We start from the raw sequence: 17,571 nt of genomic DNA, 5'->3' as shown, positions 1-17,571 counted from the left end.
CAGGCTCTGCCTAGAAGGATGTAACAAATAAAAAATAACAAATAACAACTAACTAATGACTCTTGTGAATTGCCGGCAGCCCGCTCACTGGCGAAGTAAAGTGCTGAGGATACCCGAAACAAAAGAAAGCAAAATCAGTATCCAAATAACAGCACCGGGAATGAATGTCAAGAGGCCAACGCCTCTGAGAATCCAAACTAGCAAAGTGATACCCAGGATAGTCCAAAAGATGCGCGTAGAGAGTCGCATTTGAAATCTAGGAGAATTAGTCATGTTGAATGTTAAAGTTTTGTCTGGATCAATGATAGCTGCTTTGCTGGCGATCGGCAGTTACCTCACTTTTATTTCGCCTCCCGGTTCCGCTGTTGCGCCTGGGGGTACAAATCCCCTGGGAGAAGTTGCCAATGCTGCTCAAAAAACACCTGCTGCAAGTTTAACAATTTCCGATCGCACAATTGGAGCGGCGAAGGTGGGGATGACTTTCGGAGAATTGAAAAAAGCTCTGGGTTTCACGGCGCAGTTTAAGGTAGAGTCTCCTTTTATGGTAGACTTTGATGCTGTGGCGATTAGTCGATCGGGAAAAGTGCAATATCGGATTATCTACGCTGCGGGTACAAAGCTGAAAGATACCGATGTTATTCAACTTTTGATGACTGAGAATTCTAATTATAAAACAGTTCAGGGCGTCGGGCCGGGAATGACTCTGAAACAAGCCGAGGCAATTTACGGAAAGGCTACTTTATATTACAATGTTGAGAATGAATCGAGAGAAGGGCTTGTATTTGCCAACCAACCCACTAAAAAAATTATGTTTCCAAAGCTGAAGGGAAACAATTTGCGGGAGTTTATGGCGCTGGTCAAGGGGGATTTTTTCAGACTAATAAGTATCAGCCGAATGCTGTAATTAAGTCTGTGATGGTGCGGAATTGAATTAGCAGGAGTTACGCAGGCACGCTACATTTAGCGTGCCTGCGTAACTGCCATAGTAGCGGTTTAAACCGCCGATAGAGGGGTAATAAACCCGAATTTACTGTAAATCCCCAGAGATAAATACAACTAACAGAAGTGGATTTTGTCATCACCTTTACCCCTAAATATCCCTCGTAAAAATAGAGAGAATGAACTATTTAAAAAAAAACCTCACTTTTGTTTAATTACCACCAAAGTAATATCATCCAAAACCTTCATAGCACCAATATACTGCCGCACATCATCAATCACAGCTTCCCGAATTTCTAGGGCAGAGCGCTGACGATTTTCAACCACCACTTGCCACAACCTCTTTAATCCGTACTGCGCTTTATTAAGATTGAAAGCTTCAGGAATTCCATCAGTATAAAGCACCACCACATCTCCTGGGTTTAACAGCACTTCTTCTTGAGCTATAAAGTCGCCAATCTCTGCTTCTAAGCCAATGGGAAAGCCTAAATCCATAGTGTCTATGCACTCCAATTTTCCATCAGCGCGCACCACAATCATTTCCTCATGTTGTCCGCTTAATTTCAGGACACCTCCGGCATAGTCTAAGATAGCTAGAGACATATTTCTAGGGGAGTCCATGCGCTGGAGATTATCATACAGAGTCTGGTTGAGGACATCCAAAAACTTCACTGGATCGGTTTCGTTAATTTTTTGAAGCGTCCTGACAGCGGTTTGTGCCATAATCATCAACACGCCGCTTTCTAAACCGTGTCCCGTGACATCGCCAATGCTAATCTTGACTTGACCATCCTGTTGCAATACGTCGTAGTAATCGCCGCCAACTTCATCGGCTGGTTCCATAAATCCAGCTATTTCTAAGCCTTCAATTGCTTCTAGTTCTGACTGTTTTGGCAACACCATTTGTTGCAGTTGTTTGACAATATCGAGTTCCGCACTCATTCGCAGATTGTCTTTTTTGAGCAGTTCATTGAGAGTGCTAATTTCTTGATTAGCTTGAGCTAGTTGAGCTGTGCGTTCTTGGACTTTATCTTCTAAAGTGCGATACAGCAAGGCATTTTCAATGGAAATAGCGGCTTGGAAGGATAGAACTTTAAGGACTTCTAAACGCTCGATCGTAAATGCCCCAGCAGTCAAATTATTTTCTAGATACAGAAGGCCGAGCAATTTGCCTTGATTGATAATAGGAGCACATAAAACAGACTTAGGCTGATTTTTCACAACATAAGGTTCGCTAATAAATACACCTTCTTTCGTAGCCTCTGATAGCACTATATCTTCCAGAGTTCTTTCGACATATTTAAACATCCCCACTGGCATATCGTCGCCGGCTTCAACAGCAATAGATTGCAAAACTTCCACCTTGGGTGGATCGAATTGACCAGTCGCTTCAATAGTTAACTTGCCATTATTTGATAAAATCAGTAAACCTGTTTGTGCGCCTCCATTCTCCAGCAAAATCTTCATTGATTTTGCTAATAATTGGTCAAGGATAATTGCACCAGCAAGAACTTGGGAAGCTTTGATAACTGTGGACAAGTCTATATGAAAATTTCCTCCCGTTGTTGAATAAGCTGTGTCAATAGCAGTAGTCTGCAAATCAATTTGTTTCTGGGCAGATACCTTGGGTAGCAACTGCGGATATTTCTGCTCCAAATCCTCTACTTTACGCTTAGCCCCCCAAAGTTGGTAGCCATAATGCGCTTGTTTCATATAAAGTTTGGCAAATTCCTCTTTGCCTTTCCCTAACCAGAATTTGGCTGCTAGTTCATTGCCTAAAGCTTCATTCTGAATATACTCATTTTCATGAGCTGAAGCAATGGCGCGATCGTACAAATCTAGTGCTTCTATTTCTTGACCAGAAATACGCGCAATTTCTGCCTCCACCAACAGGTATTTGTGCAAAAAGTTTTCAGGACAGTTATCTGCCCAAATTTTCATCTTGTGTTGATTGACTTTTAAAATTTCCTCATATTCCTGCTGTTGCGAGTTGGTAGCAGTTGGGTAAAGAGCTGTTAAAATTAAAGAATAGTACATATAATGGTCGGCTTGACTGGGTATACCTGTAATAAAAACGAGAATTTCATCGCTTTTTTTGGCGGTTGTCAGAGCATTTTTATAATCTCCATATAGGAAGAAGATTTGTGTTTTAAATAGGTTATACGGCACTATTCCCGTCATAAAATTTTTTTCTTCCCACATTTGGAGGCACTGATATTCATCAAAATCCTCATCGCTAAAAGAAAATTTGTCCAGGGTTAATCCCTGTAAATTTAAGATAAAATACTGATATAATTGCTGACTCCCAACCAAAGCAGAATTTTTGATTTGCTTGTTAAACTCAAGATATTTGTTAGACTCATCAAGAATACTGTCAAAGTTTTCCCCAGCTATAATTCTTTGAACCACCAAATGGTAAGAAGTATAAGCCGCCCAAATATCTCTAAATTCTACACCTATTTGGTAGCCCTTTCTAAGAATAGAAATACCTTTTTTAAGATGGCTTCGCCAGGGATTAATATGACCACCGAATATATCGAGAACTTTGCAAGATAAACTAGCATTATTAAACTGCTCGGCCAGCTTCATGCCTAATTGACCCCATTCGTAACCAACCTTATAATCAACTAATCTTGGAGCTCCCATAGCTCCCCAGTAAGTATAAGCATGAGCCGAGTGCTCGGAGTTGCCGTGTGCAATAGAAAGATTGACCATTTTGAGTGAGCCCAAAGCACACAAGTCTTGGTTAGTAAAATAAGTAGGTCCAGTAAGATTTTCTAAAAGCTTCATACAGGCTATTATTTCTGAGTTAATCATCTTTGGTGCATCAATTAGCTCGGCTATCTTGATTCTTTCGAGACTAACTCTGTATAACTGTAACTCTAATTCCAATTCTGACCAAATTTCTGCTTTATTACTGATCGGCAAACTGACTCCCAAAGTTTTTAAGGTGTCTGAAGCTATTTGTATAGCTTCTAAATATTTGCCTGTATTATCATAAAAAATTACGCGCATATTCTGAATTTCGGCTCGTTCTAAATTAGAGTGAGCCTGAGTTAATATCAAATCAAATAACTCTTCTGCCTTTTCAAAGTTACCGCAGAAATATTCACATTCAGACCGTTGTCGATATAAACTAAAGGTCAAATCATAATGCTCTTGCCAAGCATCTCCCGGCAACATCTCTATTCCCGTAGTAAAATATTGCTCTAAAGCAGCGGCATAAGCCGTTGAAGCTTTGGCTTTTCTCCCCGCTTCCAAGTTCAATCGTGCTAATTCCACCCGTTCCGATTCATCAGTTATCAATTCCCAAGCTAAGTTTAAATGATCGACTATTTCAAATATTTTTTCCGGTAGTTGCTCAGCAGATACATTCGCTAGCAACAGCCGCCCAATTTGAAGATGAACCGCTTTTTTCTGATTGTCATCAATCAGAGCATAAGCCGCTTGTTGTACGCGGTCATGCAGAAATTTATAATCTTGAATTAATAGGTTTTCATCTAACTCTGAGGTGAGCAAGATGAATCCGGTCTGAACGGCCACAACTAAGTCAGAAAAAATTACCTCTTTCGGTTTTTCACTAACGATCGCAAGAGTGTTTAAGTAAAAAGAAGCACCTATACAAGATGCTAAACGTAAAACCTGCTGTGTGAGCGCCGGCAGTTTCTTTAACTTGCCTATCATCAATTCTACCACATTATCGGTAATATTTTGTGCCTCAATTTTGTCAATAGTCCACTGCCAACTATGCTCCGGGAAATCAAAAATTATCAGGTTTTCCGCGTACAGGGTTTGGAGAAACTGATTGACAAAGAATGGATTACCACCTGTTTTCCTCATTACCAATTCTGCCAAGGGTTTTACCGAATCAGTGTCGCTATATAATGTATCGGCAATCAGTTGGCTAATATTTTCTAGTTCTAAAGGTGCTAAGGTAATATAATTGATAGTAGCTCCATCTTTTAGCAATCCATCCAGCGTCATCATCAAGGGGTGCCTTGGGCTAACTTCATTATCCCGATAAGCTCCAATTAAAAACAGATATTGCATATCTGCATCTGTCATCATCAGTTCAATTAAGTTGAGTGTCGCGGAGTCTGCCCACTGTAAATCATCGAGAAATATGACTAAGGGATGCTCTTTTGTACAAAAGGCTCGGATGAAGTTACTGAAGACAATATTAAACCGATTTTGCGAATCGCTTGCCCCTAATTCTGGCACGGCTGGCTGTGCGCCGACAATCAGTTCTACTTCGGGAATTACATCAATAATCACCTGACCATTAACACCAAAAGCACCTCTAAGTTTTTGGCGCCATTGTTCAAGTTTTGCTTCACTTTCAGTTAATAGTTGCCGCACCAAGCCCTTAAAGGCTGTGACAACAGCCGAGTAAGGAATACTTTTTTGAAATTGGTCAAATTTGCCCGCCGTAAAATAGCCGCGCAGTCGGGTATTTGGTTTGTGAATTTCGGCTACTAGGGATGATTTCCCAATGCCAGAATAACCCCCTACCAACATCATTTCTATTTGGGATTGGGAATTGTCCGCTACTCGCTCAAAAGCTGTCAGTAAGGCTTCAACTTCCGCCTCGCGCCCGTAGAGCTTTTGGGGAATTTGAAACTGGTCGGAAATGTCTTGAGCCCCTAAAGAGAAATCAGATATATTTCCTGTGGTTTGTAACTGATGCAAACATTCTGCTAAATCATTTTTGATTCCGCAACCGCTTTGGTATCGCTCCTCAGCGGTTTTTGCCATCAGCTTCATTACAATATCTGACAGGGCAGGGGGAATTTCTGGATTAATTTGATGAGGAGAAATTGGCACTTTAGCAATATGACAATGCACTAACTCCAGGGCATCATTTGTTTCAAAAGGCAGTTTTCCTGTCAGCAACTCATAAAAAGTGGCACCGAGAGAGTAAAAGTCGGTACGGTAATCTAGAGAACGATTCATTCTTCCTGTTTGTTCAGGTGAAATATAAGCTAAAGTACCTTCTAAGACGTTAGGGTTTTTTACGGTAGGATTTTCGCGGGTGAATTGAGTAGAAATACCAAAGTCTATAATTTTGAGTTGCCCGGTTTCTGGGTTGAAAATAATATTCGTGGGGTTAATATCTTTATGGACAATATTTTCTGCATGAATACTGCCTAAAATCTCAGCCGTTTTAATAGCAATGCTAAGAAATTTCAGTAGGGGGAATGCCTGCGTGCCTGCTTCCCTACGCTCATTCATCAACTGTTTTAAAGATGAGGCGCCAAAATCCTCAAGGATAATGACTAAAGTCCGCTGATAGGGTTTTAATCCATAAGCCTTAATCACCCCATCGAGATTCAAATTGCGAGTAATTTCATATTCTTGTTTATAGCGAACCAGTTCTGAAGGTGTAGGATAGTCTTCTTTGAGGAATTTGAGGATAACGGGTTGGTTATCGTGTTGTCGCAAAGCCCGATAAACCGTGGAGTTGATACTGTCGTAAATTTGAGTGAGAAGCTGGTAGCCGTCAATGTTAATCATTTTTGATTTTTTTTGAGTAAGGTGTAAGGGGAGTATTTCCAAACTGCTAAGATGAAAATACTCCCAAAACTCTTGCCTTAAAAAGTTTAATGGGGAACTATCGCAGGCAAGATACTGCCCTATATCTGAATACTTTTCCCCTGCGGCATGGATTTTACTCTATCTTCTTTGCCTAATCTCCCTCCGCGATCGCGAAGTTAAGCGATTGAGGTTTAGGTCGAGCATCATTCTGGCCAATAATTTGCTGGCGATGATATTCCTGGCTGCACTGCTGTTGCAGAATTGCCCTGGCCTTGCATTCCTGCCATCGTAGTCGCTTCGATACACCCAGAATTGAAACTATTATCGATCGAATCGCCTGTTAAGTAGAGGTTATTGAACCCGCGAGGGCGATTATCCCACCTCGAGCCATCGGCGCGGAGACGAAACTGGTAACTTTGGGGAACCGACAATACATAACGCCCTGATGGAGTAATGTTAATACGCCAATACTGAGAGTAAAAGCGTTGTTCTGCTTGCTAATCTTGGTGTTTGGTCCCAAAGCAGTAAATACAATGTAACCTTTTTGGGGGCAGCCCGCGACAGGCGTGCGATCGACCTATTTACGGCATCCTACCAGTTGGCGATCGGCAATAAACCTAGTTTATTGGTAATCATTCTTACCGTTGACGGTGAACTTGCGACAGTGTTGGTGCCGATTCGAGATGCTGATATGGAAACAGTCAGCCTCAGCTTGAATCCTAATTTTATCGCTATGTTACAAGAAGCGAGGGCAAGAGTGAAAACAGAAGGTGGAATTTCGCTCGAACAACTCAAACAAGAATTGTCAGAATTGCTATGACCCGAATTAGGAGCGATCGCACTTATCAAAAAAAGTGCGATCGCCCAAATTGAATCAACTCAAAACAGCCGCAAAATTACCATTTATAACGCGCTGGCAAGGGAATTGGCAGAGCGGCCCAAGGCGGATAAACGGTTGCTGTCCCCGCTTAAATCGAAGACAACCTCAAACTTAACCTGAGGTATAGTTTGTCGCAGAAACTGAAAATGCCCGTCTGCATCAGAACGACTGCGGAAGCGGGCAACAATAATCCATTGCTGAGTGGGTAACAAACGGGCGATCGCCCAACAACACAAGCGTTGTTTATATGTAATCATAGAATTCGTCTCCATTGAATGTTGGAGCCAGAGCCAGCCCGGAACCTTCGACAGTAAGGGGCTGGCTTTTGACTGTTTACAGGTAGCATTATAACACACAATGACGTACAATAATATAAATTGACTTAAAACGAAATACTTTTATCGGTCTTAACTCAAAACAGCGTAAGATGGACTATGTTGAGATGTTTTGCAGTGCAACGAATGGCTTCACGGGGACGAGTTACCGCATACTTGCCAGAGGAGATTCAAAAAGCTCTGGAAGAATGGGCAGAAGAAGAAAGCAGATCCGTCAGCAGTTTGACAACCTACCTGCTGACGAAATCTGTTAGAGAGCGCCAAGAGCAGAAAAAGGACCAATCCCGGAGCGATCGCCCGAGTTGAAGACGGCGCCATACTGAAAGGGTTTGCAGTGTAAAATTTAAGACAATTGAAGAAAAACCATGCCGGCCAATGCCTTCACGTATGCCAGTCACAGTAACACTGCCAGAAGACGTTCACCAAGCCTTGTCCTCTTGGGCCCAAGAAGAAGATAGAACCATCGCAAACCTGCTTTCCCATCTGGCAGCTAAAGCAGTCAGAGAACGCCAAGAGCTGAAAAAAGATAAATCAGAAAGCGATCGCCCTTAACCCTCTTTTATCACTCTTGTAGGAGTATAGTTGACGACAAACGTTATAAGTGAGACAGATGTTATGGTAGAGCCTCGTCAACCAATACCCACAGTCAAACTTATATAGCAATCCTAAATAATTTTCTCTGTATATCTGTATAAGTGTACAGATGAATTTTCGGTAAATCAAATTTATGTTCCTTAGTGAAAAACTCGAACAAAAACTTGATTATCTTAAAACAATAGTTCGGACAGTTTTTAAGCACCCATAGTACCATAAGACAGGACTGAGGGAAGGTTAGGGTGATTTAAAATCAAGTTAGGGTCTAAGTCTAACTTGTTAATAAAGGTTAAAAGTAGATGTCTGTTGAATGGCCCGCGTTGATAAGAGTCCATTAAAAACACGAATGAATCGGGACAATAGTAATGATTATAGGCTGAATATTTTGTCAGATTTAACGTGCTCATACCAGTTTCCGATGAAGATGCACTAAATTGAAGGAGGCAAAGGATAGGTGTAGCAATGGCAAATCACTTGAGAGTGGTAGTCACAGAGACAACAGAACAACAGCAACATCGGCTCAGACCAGCCGTCACGGCTCATGCGAAAGAAAGGCTGCAAATGCTCTACTCGATTAAAACTGGAGCGGTGAGTACAAGGTCTCAGTTGGCGCAGCGGATACAACGTGACGAATCCACGATCTATCGCTGGCGATAGCGATATAAACAAGGTGGACTAGAAGCCCTCAAGAGCGTGAAAAAAGCACCTGGGAAAGTCTCGAAAATTACGCCGGAGGCTTTACAACTACTAAAGCAACACTTGGCACAACCTAAAAGATTCAACAGCTATGGACAGATAAGGGCGGTGGTTGAAACCGCCTCTAAATTACTCCAAAATAATGCTTTTGAGGAATCAAATCCTCGAACCCGATGGATATTTGCTTTGAATTTGTTCTTCGTTATCTTCTGCAAAAGTGTGCCTACCTGGACTATCAGGTAACCTTCAATATCTGGAATTAAAAACCAGCCATACTCCTGGCTATATCCTTCAAATCCTTCAATTGAAATTATAAGTGTAATTAAGGATCTATCCTTATGAGGTGCAATCGAAATCTCTTGGGAATCAGCTTTTTTGATATAATCCATATACTCTTCTTCGCGGTCATAAATATACAATCCATAGTTTTCTTGTTGAGAAACTTCTTGTAAAAATTCTTTCGGGTATCCCAAAGCACAAGAAATAATACCCAGTAAATGGGAAATCAATTCAAAGTAGTGATTGATATTAATATTTTTGGGATTGTCAAGTCTGCTATAAGTTCCATGAAAAACAGACCCTTCCCCCGTGTAGGCATCTTCTCCGTAATAGACATCAACCGAATCTTTGAGATTTTTGAGTTCTTTATCTATCCAGACTCTGGCTTGAATGGTATCCTTAATATAGAAAAAACCAAACTGACTTAGAGATTCTCTGACATGCTCTATCAGATTTGCTTCTGGTTGATTCAAATCATCAATTACCGGATATTTATCAAGTTTAATTATCGTCATAATTCAACACCTAAGTTTTGTTATTTTTCATATTTTAAAGGGATACATCGCAAATTTTCTATGGCAATATTAATGTCCTCACGCTGACCCAGAGCGCTCAAACGCAAGAATCCTTCGCCACTTGAACCAAACACGCAACCGGGAACACCCACAATACCCGAAAATTGCAACATTTTATCAAAAAACTGCCAAGATGATAATCCTTGAGGTGCCTTCACCCAAACAAAAGGACTATTGATACCACCAAAGCATTTTAGCCCCGTCGCTTCCAAACCTTCCCGGAGCAAGCCAGCATTTTGCAGGTAATAACTGACGACTTTCTGACATTCTGATTGCCCTAGTTCAGATAAGACCGCGATCGCTCCGTGCTGGGCAACATTGGCAGTACCCCAGAATTTAATAGAGTGTCTAATTCCCCACAGGTGATTTAATTCTCCGGGCACAGTGCCTTTAATAGTAAGGGCATCAGGGATGATGCACCAACCCACCCTCAAGCCTGTAAAATTTGCCATTTTGGAAAAACTGCCAATTTCAATTGCACATTCTTTAGCCCCTTCGACCTCATAAATACTCCGGGGTATGTTTGGGAGGGTGATAAACTCGCTATAAACGGCATCAAAAATAATTACGGCTTGATGGCTTCTTGCATAGTCTACAAAAGCTTGGAGTTGTTTGCGGGTAGCGACCACGCCAGTGGGATTATTGGGAAAGCATAAATAAATCAGATCTACTTTTTCGGATGGCAGCTTTGGCACAAAATTATTGTTTTCATGACAGGGCAAGTTTATCAATGGACGACCTGCCAGTAAAGTTCCCTCCACAAAAGAAGGATAAGTGGGGTTTTGTACCGCCACTCTATTATCTAGATCAAACAGTTCTTGAATGTTGACCAAAGCTGATTGCGCGCCATCGCTGATAAAAACTTCGGACGGTTCGAGTTCAATACTCAGTTTTTTCTGGTAATAGTTGGTGCAAATTGCTTGTCTCAGTTCTGGGTTTCCGGTAACGTCTTCATATCCGGTATAGGCTTCCCGATCGCCCAAGCGATTTGCTGCATCTACCAAAGCTCGCACCACTGTGGGTGGCAAAGGCTGAGTGGTGTCGCCAAAGGCCATCAGAAAAATTTTTTGTTGGGGATGAGCGGATTGATAGGCTTCCACCTTACCCCACACTTGTTTAAAAACGATTTCTGTATAAGTTTTCTCTCCGCTTAGCTGACTGAGAGCTAAATTTTTGGTAGCCATTTAAGCTGTCTAGTGGTGGGAATTAGTAACAGGTGAGTGGACATCCTCTTACTAGCATTTCTTTGTGAGGGTTGCATCGCCCTCATGACAAGGAATTAGCTATAGATGGTTTATCCTCGACTCAATTCCTAGCTTTTGCTGTATATGCTGCGACAGTTTATATTTTCTCGCAATATTTATGGGTAAGTGGATGGCCCCTTGAATCTGCCCCAGGCAATCTTTGCTTTGACAAATACAATCAAATCCTTGAGCCATAGACCATTCTGTTGATGGATAAAAAAACGTTAACTCTTCTCCAATCTCTATTTTTCGTATGGCTATCACTACGCTCTGTTTTGTATCAAAAAAAATATTAGGATTGCAACTGTGATTTATATATTGCAGAGGCTCAGGGTAGACTATAATATGCTGGCTATCGCTGATTTGAAGGGTTAAATAGTTGGGTCGCTCGTGAACTTCTTTGGGCCCAAACTTACTGATAATTTGTTGAGAACTAAACTCAACAGTAGCGTGTAGAGATTTGCTCCCAGTTGTCGGACACTGCCTGATTTCGGTAAAGCATTCTACATTATTCGGAGAATTCAAATCCTCCAGCGTTTTCTCCAACTCCTGCTTAAACTTTTCCATTCGATCAATATATTGTTGAGTTCATGGTTAATTTTTCAGAAAACTTGGTAACTACAAAGGGTGTAGTTAGGGCGATCGCTCTTGGCAGCAACCTGGGCGACTCTCCTATGGCTCGGAAGCCTTATCTAACAGACCTCAATGATGCAGAAAGGGCAATTCTTGAACCGTTGATTCCCCCAGCTCTCATTGGGTGGACATCCTCAGACAACGAATATGCGCGAGGGTTGTAATGCGATCTACTATCACCTCAAAACAGGGTATCAGATACATTTAACCCGGCAAATCCCGGAAGTCCGAGATTACTGAGTATGGTAAGACTTGGAAATCAGTAAGAATTCCAGTCAAAGAGGTATCTCTCAAAGCTTTCAACAAAATGTTAAAAGCGCCATTTACATCCCGGTCTAGTTTGTGACCACAGGAGGGGCAAGCAAAATGCTTGCTGCCTCCTAATTTTGTATGAATATGACCACACTTGGAACAGGTCTTAGATGTGTACTCTTCGGTTACGTCTACTACAACACAGCCCTGTTTAGCTGCTTGATGCTTCAACGTTTGTTTGAATTTATAGTGACTCAGAGTCACCATTGCTCTAGCAGTTTTCGTGGTCAAACGGCGTTTACCTTTCTTGACCATTTGCTGAGTCTCAAAAGTCGGCAAAAAGATTACCTTGTATTTGTCACACAGATATTTCGCCGTTTTTTTGTGCAACTCAGAAACCCAATTTTTAATTTTGATTCTAATTTGAGATGCAGCTTTTCTCAAGCGATAGCGAAATCGTTTAAAATTTCTCCCTTTGCTACAGCCGATTCGACTCATTATTTGATCTAGGTGCCTAGCAAGACGGTAGATTCTGCCAAGATCGTACTTGCCTATCTCTAGTATTTCTTGCCCGTCGAAACCCGTCATAAAAGTTCTTACACCGGGGTCGACTGCCACAGCCAATCTTGAGTCGATGACGGCAGGTTTAGGCTCGTCAACTGCATAACTGATGAACCACTGACCGTTAATCAGACTAAGACTTGGCTCATGTTGCATGATCTCCAAAATTGGTTCTGCTGACTTAAAACTTAAGCCTTTGGTCCCTTGAGGATAAAACGTGCTTGATTTCCAGTTGTCGGTCTGAAACCTGATGGTTTGAGAGGTATCTCGGAATGTTCTGAACTTAGCCGAACCTCCCGATTTTTTCGCAACTTTATGGGCTTCAAATGCTTGAAATACTGCTAACTGCCTGGGATTGTAAGGCTGTTGTTTTACCCACTCCGGTGCGCCATCCATAATCTGCTTCCGCAGAGCGTATTTTCCAATTTTCTGGGTTTTTAAGATAGCAATTGCTTGGTTGTAACACCAGCGACTAGCAGCTATCCAAGTTCTCCAAATCGCTGCTAATTTCGTTTCCGGGTAAACTCGGATCTTCTTTGATAGTAGATTTGTACTTTCGGAGTCCGTACAATCGGCAACTGAATACGTGGATGATGGCAAGGATATCTTCAACCATTTCTCTTTCTGGAGATAGCTCTGTTCGACTGAGAACCACGAGTTTGCAATCGTTTTGTTCGCAGATCCATTTGATGAGGTCACAACCAAACCTTGCGAGTCGGTCTTGGTGGCAGACCACAATTTGGCTGATGTCTCCTGACAGGACTTGTCCCAAAAGGGCAAGAAGACTTTTTCTTTTAAAATTGAGTCCCCCTCCGATATCTTTGAAGACTTGCCCTTGCGGGTAGATTCCTTGGAGGTAGCTGATTTGTCGATTGAGGTCTTCTTTTTGTTTGGCGCTGCTAACTCGGCAGTAGAGGGCGGTGATTCTTGAATCGAACCCGTTACTGAACACTGAGTCAATGTCGTAACGCCGCTGGTTGCTAGGAGTCCTGATTGTCTTGATTTTTCCCGCTTCGTCCCAGTTTCTAAGGGTTTTTTCGGAAACCGAGAGGAGTTTGCAGGCTTCTCTGGGGGTGACATACCGAGTCATGCTGGTTGGTTTTGGCTTGCATCTCCTATGCTATGTTCTTTTACCAGGTTATTCCGGGAATTTACAAAAAGTATTTTACTTGGTCGCAGCAGTGGCAGTGGTTGCCACGTGATTTTCCGCCGGCTTCGACGGTTTACAGCTATTACCGCAAATGGCAGGGGCGGGGCATCTGGGAGCAGATGAATCACACCTTGCAAGACCAGGTACGCCAACAGGTCGGGAAATCGACTCAACCGACATCCACTTTAGCACACACACACAATCGGTCAAAACCACTGAAAAAACGGGGAAGTTTATGACTTCTATGGGGCAAACGGGTCAAGGGGCGCAAGCGGCCAACCCTCGTCGATAGTCTCGGATTGCTACTGAAAGTCATCGTCGCGGAGGCGAATCCAGGAGAACGGGTGGTGGCTGCTTACGTAGTGATGGAATTGTTGGAAGAACATCCAGAGGTACTCGCGCAGGTTGAGGTGATGTGGGTGGATGCGGGCTATGACGGCGACAAATTTGCCTTGTCAATTTGGCTGATGCTCCAAGCCCGAGTAGAGGTTATCCATCTTCATCGGAAACTGGTATGACTCGTTCAATTTTTAAGAACTTCGATAACTCTTATTGTTACTTTTCCTGTGCCTAAAGTGACAAAAGAGGGCTAAGAACCATCCCCCGCAATCCCATCCGCGTCCATCCGCGTCCATCCCCCCACATCTGCGGTAAAAAAAAGAACCATCACCCCTCAAAAAAATTAGGGTGGACCTGTTCCCACCCTACCCCTATTTATTATTTAGCAATCACCAACCCAGCAGGCAGCCGCTTAAACGCCAACCTTTCATTCTCAATATCCACAAAAATCGTCTCGCCGTCAGCAAAATCTCCCCGCAAAATACCCTTCGCCATTTGCGTTTCCAACTCCCGCTGAATTCCGCGCTTCAAAGGCCGCGCACCGTAAACCGGATCGTAACCAATTTCTGCTAAAAAGTCGATCGCAGATTCCGACAGCTTCAGAGACATCTTGCGTTCAGCCAACCGTTTTTCCAAGCGCTTGACTTGCAACTGCACGATTTGCCGCAGTTCAGTCTTACTCAAACCGTGGAAGATAATCATCTCATCAATCCGGTTGAGGAATTCCGGGCGGAAAGTTCCCCGCATTGCTTCCATCACCCGAATGCGCATTTGTTCGTTATCTCCCGCCACATCTAAGATGTATTGAGAGCCGACATTCGAGGTCATAATAATCACAGAATTCTTAAAGTCTACTGTATGACCTTGAGCATCAGTAACGCGGCCGTCATCCAGAATTTGCAGCATGATGTTGAATACATCCGGATGCGCTTTCTCGATTTCATCGAATAGAATCACTGAGTAAGGACGGCGGCGCACAGCCTCAGTTAATTGTCCGCCTTCATCGTAGCCGACGTATCCCGGAGGCGCACCAATCAACCGCGAAACCGCGTGTTTTTCCATGTATTCCGACATATCAATTCGCACGATCGCTTCTTCCGTGTCGAACAGATAAGCCGCTAAAGCTTTCGCCAACTCGGTTTTGCCAACACCCGTGGGGCCGAGGAAGATAAAACTCGCAACCGGACGATTGGGATCGGCTAAACCTGCGCGCGATCGCTGAATTGCATCTGCAACGGCCGTCACAGCTTCATCCTGTCCGATTACCCGCTTGTGCAGTTCATCTTCCAAGTGCAGAAGTTTCTGCATTTCCGATTCAACTAACTTGCTGATCGGAATTCCCGTCCACTTAGAAATAATCTCGGCAATGTCACCTTCTGTAACTTCTTCCCGCAGCAGAGTTTGACCTGTGGTTTGAGTTGCTGACAGTTGAGATTCAGCTTGTTCCAGTTGTTTTTGCAATTCGGTTAACTTGCTATATTTCAATTCAGCAGCGCGGTTCAGGTCATATTTTAATTCAGCTTGTTGAATTTCAATATTCACCTTATCAATCTGTTCTTTAATCTTTTGAATGCTGCCAATGACACCTTTTTCAGATTGCCACTGGGCATTCAAAGCGCTTTGCTGTTCCTTGAGGTTGGCTAAGTCTTTTTCCAGTCTTTCCAGGCGTTCGATCGAAGCAGAGTTACTTTCTTTTTGCAGCGACAGTCTTTCCATTTCTAGCTGCAAAATCCTGCGGTCGATTTCGTCTAGTTCTTCCGGCTTGGAAGTAATTTCCATTTTGAGTTTAGCGGCGGCTTCGTCCACTAAGTCAATGGCTTTGTCTGGAAGGAAGCGATCGCTAATATATCGAGTAGACAAAGTAGCCGCCGCCACTAGGGCGCTGTCAGAAATTTTCACGCCGTGGTGAACTTCGTACCGTTCTTTCAAGCCCCGCAAAATCGAGACAGTATCTTCAACGGTCGGTTGATCCACATAAACTTGCTGGAAGCGGCGTTCCAGTGCCGCATCTTTTTCGAGGTACTTGCGGTATTCGTCGAGAGTTGTAGCGCCGATACAGCGCAATTCTCCCCTCGCTAACATGGGTTTAAGTAAGTTGCCGGCATCCATCGAGCCTTGAGTTGCGCCAGCACCGACAACGGTGTGAATTTCATCGATAAATAAGATGACTTTGCCGTTGCTGTCGGTCACTTCTTTGAGTACCGCTTTCAAGCGTTCTTCAAATTCTCCCCGGAATTTTGCCCCGGCAATTAAAGCGCCCATATCTAGGCTAATTAATTGTCGGTCTTTGAGAGATTGGGGGACATCTCCGGTGATAATTCGCTGGGCGAGTCCTTCGGCGATCGCAGTTTTTCCGACTCCCGGTTCCCCAATCAATACCGGGTTATTTTTGGTGCGACGGCTCAAAATTTGAATCGTGCGACGGATTTCGTCATCCCGTCCGATTACTGGATCGAGTTTGCCTTGACGCGCCGCTTCTGTCAAATCTCGGCCGTATTTTTCCAGCGCTTCGTATTTCCCTTCTGGATTTTGATCGGTCACTTTGTTGTTCCCCCGGACTTGGGTAATGATATCTTTGAGCTTGGCTTCAGATAGTTTAAATTCTTGTAGTAGATTTTTGCCGAAGCGATCGTCCTTAACGTAACCTAGTATCAAATGCTCGATCGAAATAAATTCATCGCCGTACTCTTTGCGATAAGTTTCGGCGCGATCGAGCAAAGTGTCGAGAGAACGACCTAGATAAACGTTGCCACCGCTGCCAGAGATTTTCGGCTGGCGGTTGATAAACTCATCAGTGCGATCGCGCAATTTTGCTATAGAAACTCCCGCTTTGTTAAACAAGCTGCTAGCGAGTCCCGATTCTTGTTCCAGCAAAGCTTTCATCAAGTGTTCGCTTTCTAGCTGCTGCTGCTGAGCTGCTTTGACGAGTTCGGGGGTGCGGGCGAGGGCTTCCCAGGCTTTTTCGGTAAATTGGTTTGGATTATTCGGTTGCATAAATTTTAATTCCCTGCATTAAAAATGATGACTGCTGTAGAGGCAATTGCTTGACTGCTCATACAATTGTCATTGTAGGGAGTTGCAGGGGGGGGGCGGATCGGTGTTCCCCTATCTTGAGATAGGTATTTCCGTCCTGTGTCGCACTCGCTACCGCGCAAAAGGAAACTGTCGCGCCTCAAAGTTGCACTTTGATGAATTACCAAGCTGAGTTTAAGCCAAAAGCGATCGAAGATGTAGAATCTTTGCCAGCGGAAGTACAAAGCCGAGTTTTGACTAAAATTGACTTGATATAAAATAACCTCACGGGGGATGTGAAACGCTTAACAAACTATAGGCCAGAATATCGGCTGCGGGTAGGAGATTACCGAGTTTTATTTTAACTTGAGGAAGATGTTTTGGTAATCTACTGCGTCAAACATCGAAAAGATGCTTACTGTTAAACACCTGGAGGAAATCTCCATGATTCAGTTATATCAAATCCGTTAACATCGGAATTATTATCTCTCTCTTCTCTTTCTCTGTGTCCTCTGTGCCCTCTGCGGTTTAATCATTCCGATACAAC

At 43.2% G+C, this 17,571-nt stretch carries 14 protein-coding genes and 2 pseudogenes; 8 read left to right on the top strand and 8 right to left on the bottom strand.

What is annotated here, in order from left to right:
- The first annotated feature begins 271 nt into the window (after positions 1-271).
- Positions 272-904, top strand: coding sequence for a hypothetical protein (locus QUB56_RS30310; protein ID WP_332960058.1), 633 nt, complete (start codon positions 272-274; stop codon positions 902-904).
- A 236-nt stretch (positions 905-1,140) separates the two neighbouring features.
- Here QUB56_RS30310 and QUB56_RS30305 read toward each other — a convergent pair whose 3' ends face one another.
- Positions 1,141-6,453, bottom strand: coding sequence for an AAA family ATPase (locus QUB56_RS30305; RefSeq protein WP_332960057.1), 5,313 nt, complete (start codon positions 6,451-6,453; stop codon positions 1,141-1,143).
- A 565-nt stretch (positions 6,454-7,018) separates the two neighbouring features.
- On the opposite strand from QUB56_RS30305, the gene QUB56_RS30300 reads away from it, so the two are divergent.
- The gene (locus QUB56_RS30300) at positions 7,019-7,294 is read left to right on the top strand and encodes a hypothetical protein (RefSeq protein WP_332960056.1); all 276 of its coding nucleotides are present in this window, start codon (positions 7,019-7,021) and stop codon (positions 7,292-7,294) included.
- A gap of 83 nt (positions 7,295-7,377) precedes the next feature.
- Here the strand turns inward: QUB56_RS30300 and QUB56_RS30295 are convergent, their stop codons facing one another.
- Positions 7,378-7,611: a hypothetical protein gene (locus tag QUB56_RS30295; RefSeq protein ID WP_332960055.1), complete on the bottom strand. Its 234-nt coding sequence runs from the start codon at positions 7,609-7,611 to the stop codon at positions 7,378-7,380.
- Positions 7,612-7,815: 204 nt separating this feature from the next.
- Between QUB56_RS30295 and QUB56_RS30290 the strand changes: the two genes are divergently transcribed.
- The 3 genes from QUB56_RS30290 to QUB56_RS30280 all read left to right on the top strand — a co-directional run bounded on the left by QUB56_RS30290 (position 7,816) and on the right by QUB56_RS30280 (position 8,940).
- Positions 7,816-7,995 (top strand): ribbon-helix-helix domain-containing protein, encoded by a 180-nt coding sequence (locus tag QUB56_RS30290; protein WP_332960054.1) that lies wholly within the window; start codon positions 7,816-7,818, stop codon positions 7,993-7,995.
- Positions 7,996-8,064: 69 nt separating this feature from the next.
- Entirely contained in the window at positions 8,065-8,241 is a 177-nt protein-coding gene (locus tag QUB56_RS30285; RefSeq protein ID WP_332960053.1) for a ribbon-helix-helix domain-containing protein, read from the top strand.
- A gap of 504 nt (positions 8,242-8,745) precedes the next feature.
- On the top strand, positions 8,746-8,940 hold the full coding sequence (locus QUB56_RS30280) for a hypothetical protein (protein WP_332960052.1): 195 nt from the start codon (positions 8,746-8,748) through the stop codon (positions 8,938-8,940).
- 128 nt (positions 8,941-9,068) lie between these two features.
- Here the strand turns inward: QUB56_RS30280 and QUB56_RS30275 are convergent, their stop codons facing one another.
- From QUB56_RS30275 to QUB56_RS30265, 3 genes are all read right to left on the bottom strand, one after another.
- Positions 9,069-9,773: a 2OG-Fe(II) oxygenase family protein gene (locus QUB56_RS30275; RefSeq protein WP_332960051.1), complete on the bottom strand. Its 705-nt coding sequence runs from the start codon at positions 9,771-9,773 to the stop codon at positions 9,069-9,071.
- A gap of 20 nt (positions 9,774-9,793) precedes the next feature.
- The gene (locus QUB56_RS30270) at positions 9,794-11,017 is read right to left on the bottom strand and encodes an LL-diaminopimelate aminotransferase (RefSeq protein WP_332960050.1); all 1,224 of its coding nucleotides are present in this window, start codon (positions 11,015-11,017) and stop codon (positions 9,794-9,796) included.
- A gap of 99 nt (positions 11,018-11,116) precedes the next feature.
- Positions 11,117-11,644 (bottom strand): SET domain-containing protein-lysine N-methyltransferase, encoded by a 528-nt coding sequence (locus QUB56_RS30265; RefSeq protein WP_332960049.1) that lies wholly within the window; start codon positions 11,642-11,644, stop codon positions 11,117-11,119.
- A gap of 107 nt (positions 11,645-11,751) precedes the next feature.
- Between QUB56_RS30265 and QUB56_RS30260 the strand changes: the two are divergent.
- A pseudogene (locus QUB56_RS30260) lies at positions 11,752-11,908 on the top strand (IS5/IS1182 family transposase); the annotation flags it as partial.
- 6 nt (positions 11,909-11,914) lie between these two features.
- Here QUB56_RS30260 and QUB56_RS30255 read toward each other — a convergent pair.
- Together QUB56_RS30255 and QUB56_RS30250 are read right to left on the bottom strand one after the other, a co-directional pair.
- A complete protein-coding gene (locus QUB56_RS30255) occupies positions 11,915-13,021 on the bottom strand; it encodes an RNA-guided endonuclease InsQ/TnpB family protein (protein WP_445243420.1) in 1,107 nt (368 codons plus the stop codon).
- A complete protein-coding gene (locus QUB56_RS30250; protein ID WP_332960048.1) occupies positions 12,996-13,613 on the bottom strand; it encodes an IS607 family transposase in 618 nt (205 codons plus the stop codon). Before QUB56_RS30250 ends, QUB56_RS30255 begins: the two co-directional genes overlap by 26 nt.
- Before the next feature lie 89 nt (positions 13,614-13,702).
- On the opposite strand from QUB56_RS30250, the pseudogene QUB56_RS30245 reads away from it, so the two are divergent.
- A pseudogene (locus QUB56_RS30245) lies at positions 13,703-14,167 on the top strand (IS5/IS1182 family transposase); the annotation flags it as partial.
- A gap of 223 nt (positions 14,168-14,390) precedes the next feature.
- On the opposite strand, the gene clpB reads toward QUB56_RS30245, so the two are convergent.
- A complete protein-coding gene (gene clpB / locus QUB56_RS30240) occupies positions 14,391-17,006 on the bottom strand; it encodes an ATP-dependent chaperone ClpB (protein WP_332960047.1) in 2,616 nt (871 codons plus the stop codon).
- A 194-nt stretch (positions 17,007-17,200) separates the two neighbouring features.
- Here clpB and QUB56_RS37455 point away from each other — a divergent pair, with 194 nt between their 5' ends.
- Positions 17,201-17,302: a type II toxin-antitoxin system RelE family toxin gene (locus QUB56_RS37455; protein WP_445243419.1), complete on the top strand. Its 102-nt coding sequence runs from the start codon at positions 17,201-17,203 to the stop codon at positions 17,300-17,302.
- Positions 17,303-17,571 lie beyond the last annotated feature (269 nt).

Origin of the sequence: Microcoleus sp. AR_TQ3_B6 (assembly GCF_036702785.1) — a bacterium.
Lineage (GTDB): Bacteria > Cyanobacteriota > Cyanobacteriia > Cyanobacteriales > Microcoleaceae > Microcoleus.
The sequence above is the reverse complement of the archived record's forward strand: the minus strand, read 5'-3'. Positions and strand labels throughout refer to the sequence as shown.

Bases quoted from the DNA above. Each gene is read 5' to 3' on its own strand.
- QUB56_RS30280 (WP_332960052.1), top strand. From the start codon at position 8,746: ATGGCAAATCACTTGAGAGTGGTAGTCACAGAGACAACAGAACAACAG.
- QUB56_RS30265 (WP_332960049.1), bottom strand. From the start codon at position 11,644: ATGGAAAAGTTTAAGCAGGAGTTGGAGAAAACGCTGGAGGATTTGAAT.
- QUB56_RS30290 (WP_332960054.1), top strand. From the start codon at position 7,816: ATGGCTTCACGGGGACGAGTTACCGCATACTTGCCAGAGGAGATTCAA.
- QUB56_RS30250 (WP_332960048.1), bottom strand. From the start codon at position 13,613: ATGACTCGGTATGTCACCCCCAGAGAAGCCTGCAAACTCCTCTCGGTT.
- clpB (WP_332960047.1), bottom strand. From the start codon at position 17,006: ATGCAACCGAATAATCCAAACCAATTTACCGAAAAAGCCTGGGAAGCC.
- QUB56_RS30305 (WP_332960057.1), bottom strand. From the start codon at position 6,453: ATGATTAACATTGACGGCTACCAGCTTCTCACTCAAATTTACGACAGT.
- QUB56_RS30275 (WP_332960051.1), bottom strand. From the start codon at position 9,773: ATGACGATAATTAAACTTGATAAATATCCGGTAATTGATGATTTGAAT.
- QUB56_RS30295 (WP_332960055.1), bottom strand. From the start codon at position 7,611: ATGATTACATATAAACAACGCTTGTGTTGTTGGGCGATCGCCCGTTTG.
- QUB56_RS37455 (WP_445243419.1), top strand. From the start codon at position 17,201: ATGAATTACCAAGCTGAGTTTAAGCCAAAAGCGATCGAAGATGTAGAA.
- QUB56_RS30285 (WP_332960053.1), top strand. From the start codon at position 8,065: ATGCCTTCACGTATGCCAGTCACAGTAACACTGCCAGAAGACGTTCAC.
- QUB56_RS30310 (WP_332960058.1), top strand. From the start codon at position 272: ATGTTGAATGTTAAAGTTTTGTCTGGATCAATGATAGCTGCTTTGCTG.
- QUB56_RS30270 (WP_332960050.1), bottom strand. From the start codon at position 11,017: ATGGCTACCAAAAATTTAGCTCTCAGTCAGCTAAGCGGAGAGAAAACT.